At 70.6% G+C, this 22,255-nt stretch carries 17 protein-coding genes; 2 read left to right on the top strand and 15 right to left on the bottom strand.

Annotated features, from left to right (window positions below; genetic code table 11):
• Positions 1 to 145: 145 nt before the first annotated feature.
• The 5 genes from AB0K14_RS28800 to AB0K14_RS28780 form a co-directional block, all read right to left on the bottom strand.
• Positions 146 to 526 carry an L-rhamnose mutarotase gene (locus AB0K14_RS28800; RefSeq protein ID WP_360466398.1) on the bottom strand — a complete coding sequence of 127 codons (381 nt, stop codon included), beginning with the start codon at positions 524 to 526 and terminating at the stop codon, positions 146 to 148.
• Positions 527 to 778: 252 nt separating this feature from the next.
• The gene (locus tag AB0K14_RS28795) at positions 779 to 1,969 is read right to left on the bottom strand and encodes a mandelate racemase/muconate lactonizing enzyme family protein (protein ID WP_360466395.1); all 1,191 of its coding nucleotides are present in this window, start codon (positions 1,967 to 1,969) and stop codon (positions 779 to 781) included.
• Between the two features lies 1 nt (position 1,970).
• A complete protein-coding gene (locus AB0K14_RS28790; protein WP_360466392.1) occupies positions 1,971 to 2,798 on the bottom strand; it encodes a carbohydrate ABC transporter permease in 828 nt (275 codons plus the stop codon).
• The gene (locus tag AB0K14_RS28785) at positions 2,798 to 3,613 is read right to left on the bottom strand and encodes a sugar ABC transporter permease (RefSeq protein WP_364339260.1); all 816 of its coding nucleotides are present in this window, start codon (positions 3,611 to 3,613) and stop codon (positions 2,798 to 2,800) included. The genes AB0K14_RS28790 and AB0K14_RS28785 overlap by 1 nt, the downstream gene beginning before the upstream one ends.
• A 171-nt stretch (positions 3,614 to 3,784) precedes the next feature.
• On the bottom strand, positions 3,785 to 5,053 hold the full coding sequence (locus tag AB0K14_RS28780; RefSeq protein WP_360466366.1) for an extracellular solute-binding protein: 1,269 nt from the start codon (positions 5,051 to 5,053) through the stop codon (positions 3,785 to 3,787).
• Between the two features lie 153 nt (positions 5,054 to 5,206).
• On the opposite strand from AB0K14_RS28780, the gene AB0K14_RS28775 reads away from it, so the two are divergent.
• Both AB0K14_RS28775 and AB0K14_RS28770 read left to right on the top strand, forming a co-directional pair.
• On the top strand, positions 5,207 to 5,980 hold the full coding sequence (locus AB0K14_RS28775) for a FadR/GntR family transcriptional regulator (RefSeq protein WP_360466369.1): 774 nt from the start codon (positions 5,207 to 5,209) through the stop codon (positions 5,978 to 5,980).
• 540 nt (positions 5,981 to 6,520) lie between these two features.
• Positions 6,521 to 7,630, top strand: a complete 1,110-nt coding sequence (locus AB0K14_RS28770) for a LacI family DNA-binding transcriptional regulator (RefSeq protein WP_360466371.1) — start codon at positions 6,521 to 6,523, stop codon at positions 7,628 to 7,630.
• Positions 7,631 to 7,649: 19 nt separating this feature from the next.
• Here the strand turns inward: AB0K14_RS28770 and AB0K14_RS28765 are convergent, their stop codons facing one another.
• The 10 genes from AB0K14_RS28765 to AB0K14_RS28720 all read right to left on the bottom strand — a co-directional run bounded on the left by AB0K14_RS28765 (position 7,650) and on the right by AB0K14_RS28720 (position 21,559).
• Positions 7,650 to 9,032 carry a nucleotide pyrophosphatase/phosphodiesterase family protein gene (locus AB0K14_RS28765; protein WP_360466374.1) on the bottom strand — a complete coding sequence of 461 codons (1,383 nt, stop codon included), beginning with the start codon at positions 9,030 to 9,032 and terminating at the stop codon, positions 7,650 to 7,652.
• Positions 9,029 to 10,108 (bottom strand): metabolite traffic protein EboE, encoded by a 1,080-nt coding sequence (eboE, locus tag AB0K14_RS28760; RefSeq protein WP_360466377.1) that lies wholly within the window; start codon positions 10,106 to 10,108, stop codon positions 9,029 to 9,031. The genes AB0K14_RS28765 and eboE overlap by 4 nt, the downstream gene beginning before the upstream one ends.
• The gene (locus tag AB0K14_RS28755) at positions 10,105 to 10,974 is read right to left on the bottom strand and encodes a TatD family hydrolase (RefSeq protein WP_360466380.1); all 870 of its coding nucleotides are present in this window, start codon (positions 10,972 to 10,974) and stop codon (positions 10,105 to 10,107) included. The genes eboE and AB0K14_RS28755 overlap by 4 nt, the downstream gene beginning before the upstream one ends.
• On the bottom strand, positions 10,974 to 12,302 hold the full coding sequence (locus AB0K14_RS28750) for an EboA domain-containing protein (protein WP_360466383.1): 1,329 nt from the start codon (positions 12,300 to 12,302) through the stop codon (positions 10,974 to 10,976). The genes AB0K14_RS28755 and AB0K14_RS28750 overlap by 1 nt, the downstream gene beginning before the upstream one ends.
• A complete protein-coding gene (locus tag AB0K14_RS28745; protein ID WP_360466386.1) occupies positions 12,299 to 13,081 on the bottom strand; it encodes an SCO3242 family prenyltransferase in 783 nt (260 codons plus the stop codon). Before AB0K14_RS28745 ends, AB0K14_RS28750 begins: the two co-directional genes overlap by 4 nt.
• Entirely contained in the window at positions 13,078 to 14,223 is a 1,146-nt protein-coding gene (locus AB0K14_RS28740) for an inositol-3-phosphate synthase (RefSeq protein WP_360466389.1), read from the bottom strand. Before AB0K14_RS28740 ends, AB0K14_RS28745 begins: the two co-directional genes overlap by 4 nt.
• Before the next feature lie 53 nt (positions 14,224 to 14,276).
• Positions 14,277 to 15,452: a substrate-binding domain-containing protein gene (locus tag AB0K14_RS28735; protein ID WP_364339253.1), complete on the bottom strand. Its 1,176-nt coding sequence runs from the start codon at positions 15,450 to 15,452 to the stop codon at positions 14,277 to 14,279.
• A 123-nt stretch (positions 15,453 to 15,575) separates the two neighbouring features.
• The gene (locus AB0K14_RS28730) at positions 15,576 to 16,850 is read right to left on the bottom strand and encodes an RICIN domain-containing protein (RefSeq protein ID WP_360466079.1); all 1,275 of its coding nucleotides are present in this window, start codon (positions 16,848 to 16,850) and stop codon (positions 15,576 to 15,578) included.
• 112 nt (positions 16,851 to 16,962) lie between these two features.
• Positions 16,963 to 18,660 carry a ThuA domain-containing protein gene (locus tag AB0K14_RS28725; protein WP_360466061.1) on the bottom strand — a complete coding sequence of 566 codons (1,698 nt, stop codon included), beginning with the start codon at positions 18,658 to 18,660 and terminating at the stop codon, positions 16,963 to 16,965.
• Positions 18,661 to 18,742: 82 nt separating this feature from the next.
• Complete coding sequence (locus AB0K14_RS28720; RefSeq protein WP_360466064.1) at positions 18,743 to 21,559, bottom strand: PQQ-dependent sugar dehydrogenase; 2,817 nt, start codon at positions 21,557 to 21,559, stop codon at positions 18,743 to 18,745.
• Positions 21,560 to 22,255: the final 696 nt, after the last annotated feature.

Raw genomic sequence — 22,255 nt, 5'->3', positions numbered from 1 at the left:
CGAACAAGGAGACCTCCTGACTTGGAGTGTGGTGCGACGCCCGGTCGAGGTGTCGGATGGCACTTCGTGGTGACGCGGGCGTCCAGCCGGACCCACGGCCGCGGCGGGGGTCGTGTCCGGCGGGACGCCTCGCGTCGAGCGGCGCCTAACGGGGAAGCGGTGGCCCGCCTGCCGGACCCGGCACGGCGGTGCCGGGGGTCAGGTGCCACACCTCCCGCATCGGCTCCCAGCGGACAGCGGAGTCCGGTGCGGTGGGCGACTCCTGGCAGGGGTCGGTCAAGGCCCACCAGCGCTGCGACTCCGGATCGGCGGCGATGCGGGCCTGGTCGGCGTCGTGGTCCTCGCCGACGTACTCGTAGTAGCCGAAGAGCAGGTCGCCGTGCAGGAAGATGCTGAAGTTGCGGATGTTGGCGTCGAGCAGCATCCGCTCGACGGACGGCCAGACCGCGGCGTGCAGCCGGAGGTATTCCTCACGCCGCTCCGGGCGCAACCGGGTGACCATCCCATAACGTTGCAAGCGGTCCACGTCGGACTCCTCGGGTTGCCTCACCGGCCGGACCACGGCGTTGCCGTCGACGGCTTCCGGTCCGCGAACCGCGCGGCGGCGAGAACCGAAAGGCTTCGCGCGAACGCCGGTTCGAGCGTCGGGATGACGTCTGACGACCAGCCGACCCCTGCCGGATACAAGGCCGTGATCAGTTCATCATACGAATGACGTATTCACAAGGGAAGGGCGATCCACCGGACATCGTTGTCAGCGCGAGTCGACGTCCGTCGATCAGGACCGCAGGGGGTGCAGCTGTTCGGGCACCGTCGGGGCTCCCTGCACCACGGCCAGCAGGCGCTGCCCCGCGCGTTCCGGCCGGACGTGGGGACCCTCGGACACCGGGAGGGTGACCAGGCCCTGGGACGCGGCGATCGCCTGTTCGTCGACGCGGACGCCGAGCCCCGGGCTGTCGCCCAGGATGAACGCCCCGTCCTCGACGTGCAGGTCGATCGAGATGCCCGACGGCGGCCGCAAGTCCTGCAGCTCGCTCACCAAGTGGTTCGGCACCGACGTCGCGGCGTGCAGCAGGCCGACCGGCGAGTTGCCGATGGGGCTGACGGGCAGGTCGTGGGCGTGCGCGAAGGCGGAGACCCGCAGGAAGTGCGTGACGCCCCAGCCGGCGGCCGCCTGGACGATGTCGATCGCACCCGTCGAGATCAGCGGGCGGTACTGGTCGAGCCCGGTGAGGTTCTCCCCGCTGGCGACCGAGGCGCGGATGCCGCGGCTGACGGCCGCGTGCCCTTCCGCGTCCCACCGCCGGACCGGCTCCTCGATCCAGATCAGGTCGAGCGTCCGTTCGAGCTCGCCGACGTGCCGCACCGCCTGCTTGCGGGTCAACGCCTCGTTGACGTCGAGCATCAGACCCGGGCGTGTGCCGCGACCGGCGTTGCTGAGCACGTCGCGCACCAGCATGAGGCGGTCCCGGTCCCGGTCGACGTCGAGACCGCCCTTGATCTTGGCCACCCGCAGTCCGCGGTCGGCGTAGGTCTCGTACAGCGCCACGAGTTCGTCGTCGCCCAGCCCGATGTCCACACCGGAGGCGTAGGCGGGGACGCGGCGGTCGCGGCCGCCGAGCAGCCGCCACAGCGGTTCGCCGGCGGCCTGTGCCTTGATGTCCCACAACGCGGTGTCCAAGGCGCCGATCGTGCCGAACACCGTACCGGCGTGGCCGGCCTTGAACGTCTGGCGCAGCATCCGGTCGTAGAGAGCGGTGACGCCGCGCGGGTCCTCGCCCTCCAGGGCGGCGAAGATCGAGGCGATCTCCACGTGTGAGCCGAGTCCGACGCCGGTGATGCCCACGTCGGTCTCGACGAGGACAATCGGCACCCGGATGACGCCGTCGGCGAAGACGCCGTTGGCGTCGCCGATCGGCCGACCCCAGTCCTGGACGGTGGTGAGGGTCCGGTAACCAGTGATGCGCATGTCAGCCCTTCGTGGCCCCCGCGGTGACGCCTTCGGCGATCTGGCGCTGCAGGAACAGGTAGACGACGAGGACGGGTACCGCGGCGATCAGCACGCCGGAGGCGAACACGGGGATGTCATCCGAGTACTGCCCCCGCAACGAGGTGACCCCGACCATGAGCGTGCGATTGGCCGCCGACGGCATCATCAGCAGGGAGATGAGCACGTCGTTCCAACAGAACAGAGCGTTGAGCACACCGACCGAGAGGAGTGCCGGGGCACCCATCGGAAGCATGATCCTCCAGTACACGCCGTACAGCGTGTTCCCGTCGATGCGCGCCGCGTCCACGATCTCCGGCGGCACGGTCGAGTAGTAGCTGGTCATCAGGAAGATGGTGAACGGCAGGAACTGCGCCACGTACGCGAGGACGAGCCCCGGGTAGGTGTCGACGAGTCCCGCGTCGGCCATGACCCGGGTGAGCGGGACCATGATGACCTGGAAGGGGATGAACAGCGCGGCGAGGACACCCAGGAAGAGCACCGAGGAACCGCGGAAGCGCAGTCGGGCGAGCGCGAAACCGGCCATCGACCCGAACAGCAGCAGCAACGCCACCGAGCACGTCACCACGATCACCGAGTTCACGAAGTACCGGGACATGCCCACGCTCGTCCACGCCGCCGCGATGTTGTCCCACCGCAGCGAACCCGACAGCGAGAACCGGTCGAGGACGTACTCGCGGCGGGTCTTCATCGCGACGTTGCCGGTGAACACCAGCGGGTAGACCGTCGCCAGCGCGAGCGCGGCCATCGGCACCGCGACGACCCACTTCGCCAACCGGCGGCCGGCCATCACGTCTCCCTGCCCGCGCGGCGCAGGACGGCGATCTGGGCCAGCCCCACCACGAGCATGATCAGGAACAACGCGGTCGACGCCGCGGACGCGAGCGCCGGCTGGTTGAACTGCCCCTGCTGCACCCAGATGTAGTACTCAGGCAGGTAGGTCGACGCCTCCGGTCCACCGTTGGTCATCACGAACAGCAGGCCGAACATCGACGTCAACATGCCGATCATCGTGGTGACGAACACGAACTGGATCGTGCGGGACAGGCTCGGGATGATCACGTGCCACACGCTCTGCACAAGGGATGCGCCATCAACCCTGGCCGCGTCCAACAGCGAGGGGTCCAGGGTGGAGAACCCGGCCAGGAAGACGACCAGCGCCATCCCGAACGTGGCCCAGACGTGCACACCGACCACCGCGAAGATCGCCACGTCCGGATCGCCCAACCAGTCCACCGGACCCAACCCCACCGCACCGAGCACCGTGTTGACCGGGCCGTCGTAGGCCAGCAGCAGGTTGAAGATCGCACCGACGATCACCGGCGACAACACCGCCGGGAAGAAGTACACACCCCGGTACACCCGATGCCCCGGCACCCGCAGATACACGAACGTGGCGAGAAGACCGGGGATCGCCACCGCCACAGGGAGCAACAACACCAACAAACCCACGTTGCGCAACGCCGTCCGGAACAACGGATCACCGAACAGTGTCACGTAGTTGGCCAGACCGACCCACATGCCGTTACGGACACCGTCACCGGTGAACGAGAAGTTCACCCCCAACACCAACGGCCACAACCGCAACACCACAATGATCAACACCGCCGGCGCCAACAGCACGAACGGCGCCAAACGCTCAGCCCTCGACCCACGACGGTTGCGCCGTCGGATCGGCCTCACCGGTCGCCGGCCCGCTTCCGCGACCACTGCCCCGCCGGTCCGCCCGACCACTGCCGGGCGGACCGAGGACGGGGAACCCCCGGGCGGCACGAATCAACTCGCCTTGTCGGACTCGGCCAGCTGCGCCACGGCCTCGTCCGCGGTGATCGAGCCGCTGAGCAGCTGCTGCGAGAGGCGACCCATCAGGTCGATCGTCTTGCTGGACAGGGCGACGTGCAGGGCAGGCTTCCCGGACTCGATCCCCGCGAGGATCGTGCCGACGGACGGGCCGCCGGCGGAGACGTCGATGGTCGTGTCGGACGTGATGGCGCCCGCGTCGGCGTAGAACGCCTTCAACGCCTCGGACGACGTCAACGACCGCACCAGGTCGGCGGCGAGCTTCGGGTCCTTGGTCCACTTCGCGACCCCGAAACCGATGCCGCCGTCGAAGGGAAGGCTCGGCGTCGCCGCGGGGTTGACCACCGGCGCCGCCATGACGCCGACGTCGCCCGGGTCGAGGAACTCGCCGAAGTCCTTCCAGTGCCCGATGTCGGACATCAGGCCGATGATGTGCGCGGCCTTGCCCGACTGGAAGACCGCGAACGCGTCGTTGAACATCGCGGTCGAGTTGATCCCGTCGTTGTTCAGGCCGGCGTCGTCGACCTGCTTCCACAGCTCGAAGACGCGCTTCACGTTCGGCGAGGACCAGTCCCGCTTCCCGGCGATCCAGGCGTCGTACTCCTGCGGCGTGAGCACCGCCGCACCGATGCTGGACAGGAAGAACTGGATCCCGATTCCTTCCTTGTTGCCCACGCCGAAGCACTTGGCGCCCGTCTTGCCGGCGATCGCGCCGCAGTCCTCCACGAAGTCGTCCCACGTCTTGGCAGGCGACTCGGGGTCCAGTCCCGCCTGCTCGTACAACGCCTTGTTGTAGTAGAGCGGGTGGCCTTGCAGCGTCACGGGCGCGGCGTAGGTCTTCCCGTCCTTGGTGAACGCCTCCCAGCCGGCCAGGCGCTGCTTGTCCTCGGCGACGTAGGTGTCCAGCGGCACCAGCGCGTCGACCCGGTCGCGCAGCTGACCGCCGCCGTTGAAGAGCATGACGTCCGGCCCCTTGCCGGCCTGGATCGCCGCCCCGAGCAGCGTGTAGTACTGGTCGAACGGCTGGGCCACGAACTCGACCTCGGTGTCCGGGTGGCCCTTCGCGAAGTCGGCCTTCGCCTTGTCGAGGTAGGCGGCCACGTTCGCGTCGCCGGACTTCCAGTCCCAGACCACCAGCTTGTCGCCCGAGCTGCCGGAGGATCCCGGACCCGCGGCGCTTCCGCAGCCGGATGCCACCGCCAGACCCAGGACCAAGGCAGCCGACCACAGTGCGCGCTGCTTCATTGCTGCTCACTTCCCAGACGGCGGCCGGGCGATCTACGCGCTCGGCGCGACAGCGTTCAGAAACCTAACTCGTATGACGTCTGACGTCAACGGTGCTACGTATACTTGGCGCAGCCCTGAAGCACCGGGGCGCAGGGCGCAACCGGAGGAAAGATGACCGCAGCGGGCAGGCGACCGGCCGAAGACGCACCCGCACCTCCCGGGTGGGCGCGGCGACCGACCAACCTGGCCAAGGCGGTGACCGAGGAACTCGTGGGGCGCATCGTCAGGGGCGTCCACCCCTCGGGGACGTCCCTGCCGCCCGAGCCCGCCCTCGGCGCGACCTTCTCGGTCAGCCGGACGGTCATCCGCGAAGCGGTGAAGATCCTGCAGGAGAAGGGTTTGGTCCAGGTGCGCCAAGGCGCCGGCACCATGGTCACCCCGCCCGCGATGTGGAACATGCTGGACGAACTCGTCCTGGCGGCCACCATCGCCGAAGACGAGACGCTGGCCGTGCTCGACGATCTCGTGATCACCCGGAGACTCCTCGAATCGGACATGGCCCAGGTCGCCGCCCGCGCGGCCGACCAGGACACGATCGACCGGCTACGCGCCCTCGTGGACCGGATGGACCAACTCGTCGACGACCCCATCGCCTACCGCGAGCAGGACCGCGTCTTCCACGACACGATCATGCAGGCGTCGGGCAACCGGATCGCCCGGGGTGTCGTGCGCTCCCTGGAGAGCCAGGTCATCAACACCGCTCGCTACATGGGCCGGAGCGAGCGGGCGTTGTGCGTGGCGTCCAACCTGGGACATCGCCGGATCTACGAGCGGATCGCGGCGCACGACCCGGCGGGCGCCGCCGACGCCATGCACACCCACATCACCGAAGCGTGGTTGGTGCGCCGCACCGACAACGGAGACCCGAGTCGCCTGGAGCGCTAGGCGGACACTCGGCCACACCACCCCCTCGCACAGCCACTTCGCTGAGTCGTCGCCATGCGCACGGCCGACGGTTGCGGTCAGCATACCGATCTGCGGCCCGTCAGGGAACGATGAGTAATACTTACTCGATCACCGGTCGATCAGCTTCGGGCAAGGTCGATCAGCTTCGGGCAAGACCGACCGCAGGACCGGGACGAACAGTGCTGCTCCCGAAATTTGCGGGCCCGCTACCCTTGACGACACGGCCGCACACAGGCTGTCATGAGTAGCTAGCACCGCCGCTCGATAAGTCAGACTCATCGGCCGGAGGTTCTGCTCGTCGGACTCCGGTCCGCGAGCGCCACGCCCCCACGAGCACCACGACGTAGTGGAGCAGCTCATGCCACAACGGCCGAACGGCCGCGCACCCTGCGCGCCCCGAACCGGCGGCCCCGGCTGACGGGCGGCTGACGAACAGCCGTCGCGCGTCGCCTCACCGGCCCCGCGAAAGTTCCCCCGGGGGTCGATTCTCCGTCCGAACGGCCCCGTCCCTTGTTGTGCATGAACCGGGTCGTCGTGCACCGGCGGCCGGACACGGAGAACGGGAGGTCCACGTTGGGCGCACGACGGGTGACGTTGGCCGACGTGGCCAAGGTGGTCGGCGTCTCCCAGACCACCGTGTCCCTGGTCCTGTCGGGACGTGGCCGCGACCTGCGGATCTCCGAGGAGATGCAGCGCAGGGTCCGCGAAGCGGCCACGGAGTTGGAGTACCGCCGGCACCGGGTCTCGCTCGGGGAACGCGGGCCGAGGACGCAGACGATCGCCTTCGTGTCCGATTCGGTCGCCAGCTCGCGGCTCGCCGGCCACATGATCAAGGGTGCGCTCGGCGCGGCCCGCCGGCACGGTGTGACGCTGCTGTTCGGTGAGACCGAGGGCGATGCCGGCTTCCAGCGCACGTTGATCGAGACGATGCACGACTACCACGTCGACGGGATCGTCCTCGCCTCGGTGCACACCAGGACGATCAGCATCCCGGCCGAGCTCGCCACCGGACCCGCGGTGTTGCTCAACCTGCTGCCCCGGGAACCGTCACCACTGGTCTCCGTGCTGCCGGACGAGGTACAGGCTGGCCGCGCCGCCGCCCGCGTGCTCCTCGACGCCGGCCACCGCGAGGGCATCCACCTCATCGGCGTCGGCCCGTCGGGTGACGACGTGCCCCCGGGCCGGACCGCGGCGTTCGACCGGCTCACCGGCATCCGCAAGGAGCTCGGCGAGGTGGGGGTCGAGGTGGAGAGCGGACACCCGTGCCGCTGGTGGCTGCCGAAGTACGGCTTCGAGGCGACCCGGGACCTGTTGGGCAAGACCAGACCCCGCGCGTTGATCTGCCTCGACGACCGGCTCGCGCTCGGCGCCTACCAGGCGCTGCAGGACGCGGGCGTCAGCGTGCCCGACGACGTCTCCGTCGTCTCCTTCGACGACCACCCCATCGCCTCGTGGCTGCGCCCCGCCCTCACCACCGTCGCCCTCCCGCACCACGACCTCGGCGCCAAGGCCGTCGACCTCCTCTTCGCCGACATCGACCACCCGGACCTGGACCGCGTCCGCCGCGGCAGCACCCACCGCGTCCCGATGCCGGTCCGCCACCGGGATTCCGTGGCACCACCTCGATGAGCGGACCCGCCGGGCGGGTTCACCGCCCCGCGGGCGGCGCGCTGATCCCCTGGAGCCCCAACAGGAAGTCGCGCACGTCCGTGGCGGCGAGCCGCCCGTCCCGCTCGACCGATCGCGGCACGACCGGGTCGGAGCACAGCAGCACCGGGCCGTCGGCGGCGACGTCCGGGAGCCTGCCGTGCGTGCCGCGCACGCACGACGGGTCCAGCGGCACCACGTTCATCGTGTACCGCAGGCCGAGCTTCTTGCGCACCAGGTTCGCGCCCGCCTTGGCCTTGGCCAGCCGGTCGGCCGGGTCGAAGAACAGTTCGGCGGGGTCGTAGCCGGGTTTGCGGTGGATGTCCACGCCGCGGGCGAAGTCGGGTGCCCGGTCGTCGTCGGTCCAGTAGTAGTAGGTGAACCAGGCGTCCGGCTCGGCGACCGCGATCAGCTCGCCGGAACGCTCGTGGTCGAGTCCCACCTTCGCCTGCGCGTCCCGGTCGTGCACCACGTCCACGCCGGGCAGGTCGTCGAGCACGGCGCGGGTCTTGGCCAGGTCGGCGGGATCGGCGACGTAGACGTGCGCGACCTGGTGGTCGGCCACGGCGAACGCGCGGGACGTCCACGGGTCCAGGTACTCCATGCCCGCCTGCTCGTAGACCTCCAGCAGGCCGGCCGCCCGCAGCGCCCGGTTGACGTCGACCGGCCTGCGCGCCTCGGTGATCCCGTACTCCGACAGCGCGACGATCGTCGCGTCGGAGTCCAGGAGCGGCTTGAGCGCCCTGTCCACGTCGGCCGCGGCCTTGATCGCCTGCGGCGAGGAGGGCCCGAACCGCTGCAGGTCGTAGTCCAGGTGCGGCACGTAGACCAGCAGCAGGTCGGGTCGGTGGTCGGCGAGGACCTTCAGGGCCGCACCGACGATCCACTCGCTGGAGGCCAGCGAGGCGGTCGGTCCCCAGTACTGGAACAGCGGGAACTCGCCCAGGGCCCCGGTGAGCCGGTCGTGCAGCTCGGGTGGGCGGACGTAGCAGTCGGGCGACTTGCGGCCGTCCGCGTGGTAGATCGGCCGCGGCGTGACGGTGATGTCGGTGGTCGCGCCCATCGCGTACCACCAGCAGACGTTGGCGGCGGTGTAGCCGGGGTGGACGCGCCGCGCGGTCTCCCACAGCTTCTCGCCGCCGACGAGCCGGTTGTGCTGGCGCCACAGGTGGATCTCGCCGAGGTCGCGGAAGTACCACCCGTTGCCGACGATGCCGTGCCGGGCGGGCGTGAGCCCGGTGAGCAGGGTCGCCTGCGCGCTGCACGTGACGGCGGGCAGCACCGTGCCCAACTCGGCCTGCCAGCCGAGACCGGCGAGGTTGGGCATGTGCCGCAGCAGCGCGGGCGTCATGCCGACCACGTCGACGACCACCAGTGGTTTCACGCCGATACCCCCGTCGTGAGGTGTTCCCGGGCCCACCGCAGCTCCGCGGCGATCCCGTCGGTCAGGTCGCCCGCGTCCGCGAGCACGTTCCACGTGTAGGTCTCCACCTCGACGTGGGTGCCGGGCTCCACCGCCGCCATGGCGGCCACCAGCACGTCGGTGGTCGAGCGCAGCGGTGCGGGCTGGACGTGCAGCGGCATGTGGAAGTGCACCCGCCACGGGTACCGCGCGGGCAGGGTCGCGAAAGCGTCCGGCAGGTCGTCCGCGGCCAGCACGCCGTCGGGGGTGTTCTCCCGGACCTGGTGCAGGTAGCGGGGTTCGGCGTAGGCGGCGACGGCGCGCCGGCCCTCCTCACCGCCGGGTTCGGCGACCTCCAGGGCGGCGGAGGCCTGCACCTTGACGATCGACAGCCCGGCCGCGCGGATCGTCGCGACCGTCTCCGCGGGGTCGGCGAACGACACCGCGAGGTGGCACGTGTCCAGGCAGATGCCGACGTACTCGGGGTCGACGCGGCCGGCCAGCCACGCGACGGCGTCCGCGACGGTGTCCAGCACGCAGCCGGGTTCGGGTTCGACCGCCAGCCTGATCGGCCGGTCGCCACTCCCCCGCAACCGCCCGGTCAGCCCGGTCAGCGCGGCCTCGGCGGCGTCGTCGTCCCGGACGCCCCACGGTTCGCGCCACGCCAGCGGCAACGTCGAGATGCTGCCGTACGAGGCGGAGTCGGGCAGGAGGTCCGCGAGCACGGTGGCGCAGTCGGCCGTGTAGGCGAGGCGGCGCGGATCGGCCCAGGTGGGGTGGTACACGGCGTGCTTGACCACCTCGCCGTGGAAGTCGCCGTACGGGAACGCGTTGAGCGTGCTGACGGTCAGCCCCCGGGCGTCGAGCTCGGCGCGCAGCGCGCGCCGCGCGGAGCCGTCCTCGGCCAGGCCGCGCGCGACCGACGCGGGCAGCCACAGCCCCAGCGGCAGGGTGTCCGCGCCGAGTCGCGCCCGCACGCCGACCGCGTGGCGGTCGAGCTGGTCGAGGAGGCCGGGCAGGTCGTCGGCCGGGTGGACGTTCGTGCAGTACGCGATCACCGGCGTTCACCCCTCAGGACCGAGTTCCCGGTCGCGCTGTCGGTCGCCGCGCCGGTCGCGGCCGAGGTGGCCGGGTCGAGCACGAGCCGTCCGCTCCGGCCGTAGAACTCCACCGGGTTGCGCCACAGCACGGTGTCGACCGCGTCCTCGTCGAACCCGGCCGCGAGCATCGCCAGACCGGTCGACCTGGTCTTCAGCGGGTCCGAACGACCCCAGTCGGCGGCGGAGTTCACCAGCACCCGGTCGGTGCCGTGCTCGGCCAGCAGCGCCACCATCCGCGCCTCGTCCATCTTGGTGTCCGGGTAGATGGAGAACCCCATCCAGCACCCCGAGTCCGCGACGGCGCGCACGGTCGTCTCGTTGAGGTGGTCGACCACCACCCGTTCCGGTGCGATGCCGGACTCCCGGACCACGTCCAGGGTCCGCAGCGTACCGGCCAGCTTGTCCCGGTGCGGGGTGTGCACGAGGACCGGGAGGTCGTGTTCGACGGCCAGCTCCAGCTGACGGGCGAACGCGTGGTCCTCCTCCGGCGTCATCGAGTCGTACCCGACCTCCCCGACCGCGACGACCCCGTCCTTGACCAGGTAGCGCGGCAGGTGCTCCAGCACGCCGGTGCACCGCGGGTCGTTGGCCTCCTTCGGGTTCAGCGCGATCGCGCAGTGGTGGGCGATGCCGAACTGCGCCGCGCGGAACCGCTCCCACCCGATCAGACCGTCGAAGTAGTCGAGGAACGACCCCACGCTGGTCCGCGGTTGCCCGAGCCAGAACGCCGGTTCCACCAGCGCCCGCACCCCGGCCGCGTGCATGGCCTCGTAGTCGTCGGTGGTGCGCGACGTCATGTGGACGTGCGGGTCGAAGATGCGCATCAGGACGCCTTCCCTAGCAGGTCGAGAGCGTCCGCGGGCACCGGGCGGCCGGCGGCGCGGCGTTCGTCGGCGAACGCGGACACCATGCGCCGCAGCTCGTCGTCCGCACGCCGGTCGAGGTCGCTCACCACGCTCAACGGGATGTTCATGAACAGGCACTTCAGCACGCCGTGCCGCCACGTGTGCTCGTCGAGGTGCTGAGCGGCGAAGGCGCCCATGGCCGCCGCGACCAGCCCGGTCTCGTTGCTGCGCAGCGCGTCCTTGACCAGGTCGACCCCGGTCTGCGGCACGCGACCGCCGACCTCGGCGAGCCCTCGCAGCACCCCGAGGCGTTCGGCCGACGTGCCGTGCCGGTAGAGCGCGGTGAGGCCTTCGGCCGCGTCCTCGGAGGTGTCGACGTACGTGACGAGCAGCCGCGTCCGGGCCTCGCGCACACCGGAGGGCACCGCTCGGCCCACGACGGGGAAGAGGGTCTGGATGCAGGACGGATCCGCTCGCAGCGCCTGTTCGGCGCCGGCCAGCCAGTTCGCCGTGCGCAGCGCTTCGAACGCCCGATCGGCCACCACGGGTGCGGCGTGGCTGTGCCGGGGCAGCTCCACGGCCGCGACACCGGTGTAGCCGATGTCGATCAGCGCCCCGAGGGTGTCGGGCAGGTCCAGCCGCCCCTCCCCGAACTCCAGGTGTTCGTGTACGCCGGGCACCATGTCGTCCAGCTGCACGTTCATCAGCAGCCCGCCCGCCTGTCGCAGGCACGCCGCCGCGTCCTGCCACTCCACGGCCACGCAGTGCCCCACGTCCACGGTGATGCCGAGCAGCTCCGGGTTCCCGAGCTCCTCGCGCAGCCGCAGCGCCTGGTCCAGTCGCTCCACCACCATGCAGGGCTCCGGCTCCAGCGCGAGCGGCACCGCCGGCCCGGCTTCCAGCGCCGCGGCGACACCGGACTTCAGGTGTTCCCAGCTGTCCTTGGAGCCGACGCCCGACCAGAACGACACGCAGTCCGCGCCGAGGTCGGCCGCGATCCACTTGGCGCGCCGCAGGAAGTCGACCCGGACCTCCTGGTCCTCGCTCACCAGCGTCGGGTGGTGCTTGCGGCGCGGGTCGAGCAGGTAGCGCGCCCCGGTCTCCACGACGACGCGCAGGCCCAGTGCCGAGAGGCGCGCCCCGAGCCGTTGCGTTCGCGCGGCGACGTCGTCGGCGAACGGGTCGAGGTGGTGGTGGTCCAGCGTGAGCGCGACCGCCGTGTACCCGAGGTCGGCGATGATCGCCAGCGCGTCGTCCAGGCGGTGGTTGGCGAACCCGTTGGTGCCGTAACCGAGCTGGAACGTCATGTCGGGCTCACCTTCCGGCTCAGCGCCCGGGCCAGCGGCAGGACCAGCACGACGGCCGATCCGTGCCGGGCGAGCGCGGACTGCAGCAGCACCATGCCGTGGATGCCGGCCTTGGTCGCCAGGCGCACGCGTTCGGCCGACGGGTCGCGCACCACCGCCCACTGCGCACGTCCGACCGACGCGGCGAAGGCCGCGGCCGCCGCGACCGCGGTGTACCGACCGCGGGTGGCGACCAGTGCGGTCAACGCCGTCAGCGCCGTGCCGCCCACGACCGCCTTGGCCACGGCGGGCGACGTGCCGTGCACCTCGCCGCGCGACAGCGCCGTCACGCCGAACGTGTGCAGGGCCATCAGCGCGGCGGGCACCGCGACCCTGCCTCCCAGCAGCACGTCGAGCCCCCGGCACGCGGCCATCGCGACCGGGCCGGCGGGCGTGTTCTTCAGGACCGTGTCGTAGGCCCACACCGCCGCCGCGAGCGGCACCGCGTTGCGCCCGGCCGCGGCCGCGAGCCCGATGCCGGCACCGGTCAAGCCGATGGCGGTGGCCAGGGCGGCGTCCGGGCTGATCCTCCCCGACGGGATGGGTCGCTCCGGCCGTTCCACCGCGTCCAGGTCGCGGTCCGCCCAGTCGTTGAGCGCCATGCCCGCCCAGTACAGCGCCGCGGACGCCAGGGGCAGCAGCAGTCGCCTGCCCCGCAACGGGGCGTCCGCGCCGACGAGGGTGTCGCCGAGCGCCGTCAGCGCGGCGGGCGCCCGCACGAGCTCCAGGTACGCCCTCATCCCAGTCCTCCGGCCCACTCGTACAGCTGTCGCGTCTGCTCGGCGAAGCCGTGCTCCTCGCTGCCGAGCGGGTCCTTGAAGAAGAACGCCAACGCGCCCAACGCGCCCTTCTCCCCCGCCGCGTGGGCCGCGGCGACGAGCCGGGTGAGGTCGAGCACCAGCGGAGCCGCCAGTGCGGAGTCCAGGCCGGTCCAGGTGAGCTGCAGGCTCATCCGGGCACCGAGGAACCCCTCGAACGACACGTGGTCCCAGGCGGTCTTGGTCTCGCCGAGGTCCGGCACGTTGTCGATGTGCAGGGGCGCGGTCACCTCACCGCCGAGCAGGGCGGCGAGCCCGTTGGCCTTGGACCTCAGCTTGCTGTCGGCGTGCGCGGGGTCCTCCAGCGTCGCGCCGTCCCCGCCGCCGAGCAGGTTGGTGCCCGCCCAGGACCTGACCCGCAGCGCCCGTGCGGTGAACATCGGCGCGAGCACCGTGCGCAGCAGCGTCTCACCGGTCTTGCCGTCCCGCCCGGCGTAGGGCAGCCCTTCCCGCAGGGCGAGCTCGTCCAGCGCGGGCAGGGCGATCCCGGTCGACGGGGTGAAGTCGACGAACGGGCAGCCCGCCGTGAGCGCCGCGTAGGCCGCCAGCGAACTGGGCGGCAGCACCTTCCGGTCGGGGTCGGCCATCGCCCGCTCCAGCCAGGCCAGCTCGGCGTGCTCGGGCAGCGTCGGCACGGGCGGTTCGGTGGACGACACGTTGACCACGACCACGCGCCTCAGCCGGTGCCGGTCGCGGAACGCGGTGATGTCGTCGGCCAGGCGCCGGGCGACGTCGGTCTGCACGCCGTCGAAGCGCGCCGTCCGGATCTCGCGGTCCACTTCGCGCAGGCCCGGCGCGACACAGCCCAGGAGGTGGTGCGGCAGCACACCGTCCCGCGCCAGCAGCTCGGCCCGCTTCTCCAGCGGGGTCTGCGCGATGTCGTGCCCGCCGACCACGAGGTCCGACCACCCGGGCAGCGTGACACCGGCCAGCTCGGGCCGTTCGGTCACGCACCCGGTGGCGGGTGTCAGTCCCGCGCGCAGGGCCAGCAGCCCGCTCACCGCTGTCGTCGCGACCGAACCGCGTGCGCCGATCAGCCAGAGCCCGGTGGGCTCGTCCCCCATGCGTCCTCCTCCGAACTCGGGTACCGCGCCGCGGCCGATTCGCCCGTCCACGACTACTTCCACGGGCCGGGGTAGCCCGGCATCGACTCGCAGCCGCACATGGCGTAGTGCAGCGGCGGCATGTCCTGCTTGATGAAGTTCCGGACGTCGTCCTCGGTGATCGTCGGCTGGGGCAGCACCCACTCCTTCGGCACCTGCTCGCCCTCCAGGACCCGCAGCGCGGCGATGACCGGCGTGCGCCACTGGAAGGTGGGGTAGGTCGGGGCGACGGCGGTCATCCCCTCCGCGGCCCAGATCCGCAGGAAGTCCTGCTGGTCCTCGCCGACGAACGGCGGGATCGGCACGCCCGCGTCCTGGAACGCCTCGACCGCGGCCACGGCGGTCGCACCCGCGTCCATCCACACGCCGTCGATCTGCCCCTCGCGCTGGATGTAGTCGTTGACGATGGTCTTGGTCTTGGCCGCGTCACCGTCGGTGAACTCCACACCGACGACCTCGAGCTCGCTGCCGGCGAAGATCTCGTCGGCCGCCGCCCACCGCTGCTCCAGCACGTCCACACCCGGCAGGATGCGCAGGGCCAGCACCTTGCCGCCCGGCTTCACCTTCTCCTTCAGGAACTCCGCGCCGTCCGCGCCGAACGCGAACCCGCCGATCGGGTGGACGAACGTCACGGGACAGGTGGAGTTGACACCCCGGTCGAACACGATCACCGGCACGTTCGTCCGGCACGCCGCCTCGATCGCGGGCGTCAACGTGGCGGTCGTGTTGGGCGACACGACCAACGCGCTGCACCCCTGCGACGCGAACGACTGGATGTCACTGATCTGCTTGTCGTCCTTGGCCTCCGCGTCCAGCACCGTGAACTTGGTGATCTCCGGGTGCAGCCTCACCTCCTCCTTCATCGTCTTGAACCCGACCTGCCGCCACGGGTTGTCGACCGAGGCGTTGGAGAAGCACAGGTGGTAATCGCCGCCCGGCTTGGCGAACCTCGCCGTGTCGACCAACTCCGGGTCGAGCATCTGCTCCCACGGCTTGTCCGCCGGCCCCTCGGCGGTGGTCGACCGGAACTTCAACTGGCGCTCGTACTGCGCCTGGTCGAAGAACTCCGACTTCGCCGCGGCCTGGTCGGAGGTCGTCGTCGCGCCCGGGCCCCCGGTGGGCAGGTCGCTCGAACAACCGGCTGTCGCCAAGACGCCCGCGAGGACGACTGCGGGCCACTTCCTGCGCATGGTGCTTCTCCTCGGTACGGGCACCCGGGCCCCGCCACCACGCGACCGGCGGCCGAACCGGCCGGGTCGATCGCGCGACGGGGAGCCCAGGCGCCCGTGTGTCGTGCCGATCAGTGACTGCGGTCAGAACTGGGAGATGAACCTCCAGGCCTCGCCCTTGGTCCAGGTCCGGGCGCCGTCCTCGCACGCGCAGCCGTCGACCGGCCCCGGGCCGTGACCGCCGTCGAACGCGGCCCACTGCACGGGGTAACCCGCGCGGCACGAGTACGTGGTCGTGATGTGCGTGCGGCTGCCCGCGGCCGGCTCACGCGGGCTCTGCGCGGCGCAGCCGTTGTTCGCCACGAACCGATCGCGCAGCGACCGCCCCTGCGAGATGTTCAGCACGTTGTCCGAGATGCCGTGGATCCCGAAGTACGCGATCGGCTGCGTGCCGCCGGAGCAGCCGCTCAACTGCGCACCCGCGTACACCACCACGGCGCGGAACACCGTCGCCCGGGAGCACGCCAGCGAGTAGCTCATGCCGCCGCCGTAGCTGAAGCCCATCGCGAACCGCAGCTTCGGGTCGACGCAGAGGTCGCTCTCGATCCGCTTGACCAGGTCGTCGACGAACGTGACGTCCTCACCGCCGGAGTTCGCCCAGCCGTTGCCGAAGCCCTGGGGAGCCACCAGGATCGCGCTGTTGTTCGACTGCTCCTGCATCCCGTAGTACGACCACGCCGCACCGCTGGTGCCACCGGAGGACACGTCGTTCATCGTGCCGCCGCGCCAGTGGAAGCCGAAGATCAACCGGTAGGGCCGGGTGTTGTCGTAGCCGTCCGGTACCCGCAGGGCGAAGTTGCGGGTCTTGCCGTTGCTCGTGATCGTGTGCGAGCCGCTGCGCAACGTCGGCGCCTTGCCGCAGCCGGAGCCGCCGGGTTCACCGCCGCTGCCCACCTTGACCAGCTGCCACTGCTGGTTGTTGCCGCCCGTGTCGGCGTACTGGACGGCGTTCGCGCCGTCCGCGGTGGAGGAGCCCTGCACCTCCACCGCCTTGTTGCTGTGCCGGGCGATCAGCCGCACGAAGCCGCCGTCGGAGTCGGCCAGCCGGAACTGCTGGTTGGTGCCGCCGTGGTCGGTCCACTGCTGGATCGCGACGCCGTCTGCCGTCGACGAGTTCGGCACGTCCAGGACCTTGCCGGAGTGGCGCGACTTGAGCCGGTACTGACCACCGCCGGAGTCCAGGAACTGCCACTGCTGGTTGGCGCCGTCGTTGCGCGTCCACTGGGCGATGCGGCCGCCGTCGCTGGTGGACAGGCCGTACACGTCCAACGCCTTGCCGCTGTTGCGGTTCACCAGCACGTACCACGCGGTCGGGTCGACCGTGGCCGCCGACGCGGGCAGCGCGGTCACCGCGGTCATCGTGCCGGCGGCGAGGAGCACCGCCGCCACGACGGTCGTCACGGGTCGTCTGCGTCGTGTCTGCGGGGAGGCGAAGGCTTCAACGCTGAGTTTCATCGAACACCCCTTCGGTTCACGGCAGGGTCCACCGCTGGTTGGTGCCACCGTGGCAGGTCCAGATGATCAACTGCGTGCCGTCGGCGGAACCACCGCCGTTGGCGTCCAGGCACTTGCCCGACTGCGGGTTCACCAGCGAACCGTTGGCGTTCGCAGTCCAGTTCTGGCCACCGCTGCCGTTGCAGGTCCACAGCCGGACCGCGGCCGCGTTGGCGGTGCCCGCCACGTCCATGCACTTGTCCAGCGCGCGCAAGGTGGTCCCGTTGACCGTCCAGCGCTGGTTCACGCCACCGTTGCACGACCACAACTGCAACCTCGTGCCATCGGTCGTGCTGCCGCCGCTGACGTCGACGCACTTGCCGGAGGCGCCGGTGATCGGCCCGGTGCGCGGCACGGTACCGCCCAGCTCCTTGATCCGGATGTTGCGGAACGACACGTCGTCGCCGGTGCCGTGGTTCTGGATGCCGATGTGCCCGGATGCCAGGGACCGGGCCGGGTCGGTGTTGGTGAAGTCGTTGATCAGCGCACCGTTGAGGAACACCCGGAGGCGCTCGCCCTCCACCAGCACCTCGAACGTGTTCCACTCGCCGGGCGGGTTGAGCGCGGCGTCGCGGGCGGCCTGGTCGGCGCCCTTGAACCCGTAGATCGCGCCGGTCGTCCTGTCCGCGGTGTCGGTGGCGTCGATCTGCACCTCGTGGCCGTTGGCGAGAGCCGAGTCGGCGCTGCTGCCCGCCGGGAACCCGACGACCACGCCGGAGTTGTCGTCCCCGGGCATCCGCCAGTCCAGCTTGAGGGAGTAGGAGCGGAACTCCTTGGCGCTGTACCAGAGCATCCCCATGCCGCCGGACGAGGTCAGCGTGTTGTCGCTGTTGGTGAACCCGCCCGGACCGACCTGCGTCCAGCCGCTGGTGGAGCCGTTGTACAGGGTCGTGTAGCCGGTCTCCGGTCGGCAGTCGGCATCGGCCCGGTTGGCCGTGTAGCGGATGCCGCCGAGGACCATCGAGCGGAAGCCGGCCTCAGCGTAGCTCGCCTGGGTGTGGCCGCTGCCGGTGTAGAAGGAGCGCCCGCTCTGGACCGTCTTGCACCAGGTGTGGGGGTGGTCGGCGCCCATCGAGCCGCCGCTGTAGGTCGACTCGTCCAGGGTCGCCAGGACCCGGGCCGTCGACCGGACGCTGCCCCGGAAGTTGTACCACTCGTCGGTCCGGGTCCAGGACGGGCTCAGGTGGGCGGTGGCCGGGTGCGCCCGGTTCTCGACCCGGACCGTCGCCTGCTGGATGGCGGGGTGCGAGGTGAAGTAGGTGCCGACCAGTTCGCCGTAGAACGGCCAGTCGTACTCGGTGTCGGACGCCGAGTGGATGCCGACGTACCCGCCCCCGCCCCGGACGTAGGACTCGAACGCAGTCTGCTGCGTGGCGTTGAGCACGTCCCCGGTGGTGTTGAGGAACACCACCGACTCGTACCGGGACAGGTTGGCCGCGGTGAAGTGGGCCGAGTCCTCGGTGGTGGTGACCGTGAAGCTGTTGGCCGCGCCGAGGTCGCGGATCAGCTGGATGCCCGCGGGGATCGAGTCGTGCCGGAAACCCGCGGTCTTGGAGAACACCAGCACGTCGTACGGCGCGTCGGCCGCGGTGGCCGACGGGCTGGAGTTGAGGGCCGCGATGGTCAGCACGGCCGCGGCCGTGCCGATCACGCGTCGGGTGAGGGAGCTTCTCATCTCTTGGCCTCCTGGGAGGAGGGCGGTGTGGCGCCGCCCCTGGAACAGGAGCGACGCCACACCGCTGTCCTTGCCGAGTTCGTCAGGGCAGGGTCCATCGTTGGTTGGTGCCGCCGTGGCAGCTCCAGATGATCAACTGCGTGCCGTCGGTGGAACTGGCGCCGTTGGCGTCCAAGCACTTGCCCGACTGCTGGTTCACCAACGAACCGTTGGCGCCGGCGGTCCAGTTCTGCGCACCGCCGCCGTTGCAGGTCCACAACCGCACCAGGGCGCCGTCGGCGGTGCCGGCCGCGTCCATGCACTTGTCCAGCGCGCGCAGCGTGGACCCGGTGACCGTCCAACGCTGGTTCGCACCGGCGTTGCACGTCCACAGCTGCACCTTCGCGCCGTCGGTCGAACTACCGCCGTTGACGTCCACGCACTTGCTCGCGACGCCGACGATCGGACCGGTCCGGGTGCCCGTCGACGGGCCGAACGTGTAGGCGTCCACGTCGAACAGGGTGCCCGTGCCGCCCGCGAAGGTGAGGTACAGCGTGAACGTTCCGGCCGGCACGTTGGACAGGTTGGTGGACACGTCGGTGAACGTGTCCCACCCGCCGGTCACCGGCACGGTCACCGTGCCGAGCACCGTTCCGGTGGGCGAACCGGCCCGCACGGACAGCGTGCCGCCCGCGCCCGCCGACGACACCCTGGCGGTGAACCTCGTGTTACTGCCCAGCGCGTACGGATCGAAGGAGATCCAATCGCCGTTCTGGATGTCGCCGACCGTCCGCCCACCCTCGGCCGCCGCCTTGTCGTAGAGGGCGGTGCCGGACTGCGTCGAGTGGTGCTCGGCCTGGCGGTGCTTCAGCTGCAGCACGTGCTGCGTGTGCGTGGTCACCGGCGGCTGGCCGTTCGAGCCGGAGTCGGTGTACTCGGCGTCGAACACCGCGAACAGGTTCGCCGCCGTGTCGTGCTCGCCGTCCACCGGGATCTGCAACGTGCCCGAGCAGCCGGTCTGCGTGGTGATCGGGTGCCCGTGGCTGTCGTGGCCGAGCAGGTAGCTCAGCTTCACCCGGCTGCAGTCGATCGTGCCGTCCTCCGCGTCCGACGCGGTGATGGTGTACGGCACGGTGTCGCCGAAGCTGAACAGGCTGCCGTTGACCGGCGTGTTGATCTTGACTGTCGGCGCCGTGTTCCCCACCGAGATGGACACGCCGGCGGAGCCGGAGCGGCCGCCGGTGTCGGTCACCGTGAGCGTCACCGAGTACTGGCCGTTGGCCGTGAAGGTGTGGCTCGGGTTGGCGGCCGTGGACGTGGTGCCGTCGCCGAAGTTCCACGCGTAGGTCAGCGCCGTGCCCTCGGGGTCCGAGGAACCGGCCGACGAGAAGTTCACCGTCAGCGGTGCGCTGCCGGAGACCCGGTCGGCGGCGGCCCGTGCGGTCGGCGCCTTGTTCCCCGCCGGGTTGTACTCGATGCGGTAGAGCGCGGAGCTGGCGTCGCCACTGCCCCACCCGGTGCCGTAGTCCAGCACGTACAGGGCGCCGTCGGGGCCGAAGGTGGCGTCCATGACCTGCGTGCCGCGCCACGGGAACTCGCTGACCTGGCCGGCCGACCCGTCGGCGTTGACGTCGATGGTCTTGATCCAGCGCCGGCCGAACTCGGTGGCGAACACGTGCCCGTCCAGCGCGGGCGGGAACTTGATCGACGACGGGTTGGCCGCGTCGTACCGGTACACCGGGGCGGCCATCGGGGACTCCGAGCCGCAGCCGAACGCGGAGAAGGAGCAGTTGTCGTACTTGATCCACGCCGAGCGCGCGGCGGGCAGGGTGCCCAACCCGGTGTTGCGCGGCGAGTTGTTGGCCGGCGCGGCGCAGTTGAACCGGCTGCCGGACTGCCCGGTGGCGAAGTTGTAGTCCACGTACGCCTCGGCCGTGGTGTTCGAGCCGACGCAGTAGGGCCAGCCGTAGTTGCCCGCCGAGGTGATCCGGTTGAACTCCACCATGCCCGCGGGTCCCCGCGTGTTGCTGCTGGTGCCCGCGTCCGGCCCGTACTCGCCGACGTAGATCGCACCGGTCTGCTTGTCCACGTTGAACCGGAACGGGTTGCGCAGACCCATCGCGTAGATCTCCGGACGGGTGTTCGCGGTGCCCTGCGCGAACAGGTTGCCCGGCGGGATCGAGTACGACCCGTTGGCGTTCACCTTGATCCGCAGCACCTTGCCCCGCAGGTCGTTGGTGTTGCCCGCGCTGCGCTGGGCGTCGTAGACCGGGTTGCGGTTGGTCCGCTCGTCGATCGGGGTGTAGCCGCTGGAGTCGAACGGGTTGGAGTCGTCGCCGGTGGACAGGTACAGGTTGCCGGCCGCGTCGAAGTCGATGTCACCGCCGACGTGGCAGCAGTTGCCCCGGTCGGTCCCGACCTCCAGCACGGTGACCTGGCTGGCCATGTTCAGCGTGAAGTCGGCGTTCAGGGTGAACCGGGCCAGCCGGTTGACCCCCTTCCACGCCGAGAAGTCCGAGCCGGTGGCCGGTGCGTCGCCGCCCGGGGTCGACAGCGGCGGCGCGTAGAACAGGTAGATGAACCGGTTCGTGGCGAAGCCGGGGTCCACCCCGATGCCCTGCATGCCTTCCTCGTCGTGCGTGTAGACCGGCACCGTGCCGATCACGTTGGTGACGCCGGCGGCCGTGGTGCGGCGCACCGTCCCGTTGCGGGCGGTGTGCAGCACCGAGCGGTCCGGCAGCACGGCGAGCGTCATGGGCTCGCCCACTTCGCCGACCCCTCGGGCCAGCTCGACCTGCTGGAAGTCGGCCGCGTTGACCGGATGCGCGGCAGCTGGTGGCGAGGAGCCGACCGCTGTCGCCACCACACCGGCGGCCACCAGGAGTGCCGCGGTCAACGCCGCCCTGACTCGGTATCTCATGGCAGGCTCACACCCTTTGTTCTCAACTGACGGGCATCGACACGGCCGGCGCGCCGGAAATCGACGCGCCGGTGGACCGCGCTGGCGGTCGGCGGTTCGAGTCGGTCCGGGGCGAGTCGTCCGGGAGCGCTCCCAGGCAAACTCACGGACGGGACTCCGGACGAATCGGGAGTCCACGGTTCGAACCGACGTGGAACAGGAGGAAGGCCAAGTGCTAAAAGCCGCTAAAAAAGGGTTTCACCCGTCGCTCGCGCGACCTCAGGGCGGCGCGCGGACCGGAATGTCCTCAATGGAGCACTGCCGATCGGGCGCGGCCGGTCGGGGAAGTGCGGCCGCGGGACGTGCCGACCGGAGGACGGCACTCGTTCCACTCCAACGTGTTCAGCACATCGAAGGGTCCCCCTCGTCATCGTCGACGGCGCAACCGGACTACCAAACCGGACCTCGGGAAACCACAGGTCTCACCGGGGCCTTCCGGCACGGTAGCCACCGACGCGAGGGGGCGTCAACGTTTTGCGGTGCTAAAACTGTTAGCGCTAACGGCACGTCCGACCTGGCCACCTGACGTGCCGGCCCATTCGGCAAAACGCGGCACCGAAGGCGGATTCGACGAAGTCGCTCGACAAGCTCAACGGTGTTACCGCTAACATCACTGGGGCGTTCGGCGTTGACGGCCGCGTTCACCGGTGGCTACGT

The sequence above is a fragment of the Actinosynnema sp. NPDC050801 genome (assembly GCF_040673975.1).
GTDB lineage: Bacteria > Actinomycetota > Actinomycetes > Mycobacteriales > Pseudonocardiaceae > Actinosynnema.
The sequence above is the reverse complement of the archived record's forward strand: the minus strand, read 5'-3'. Positions and strand labels throughout refer to the sequence as shown.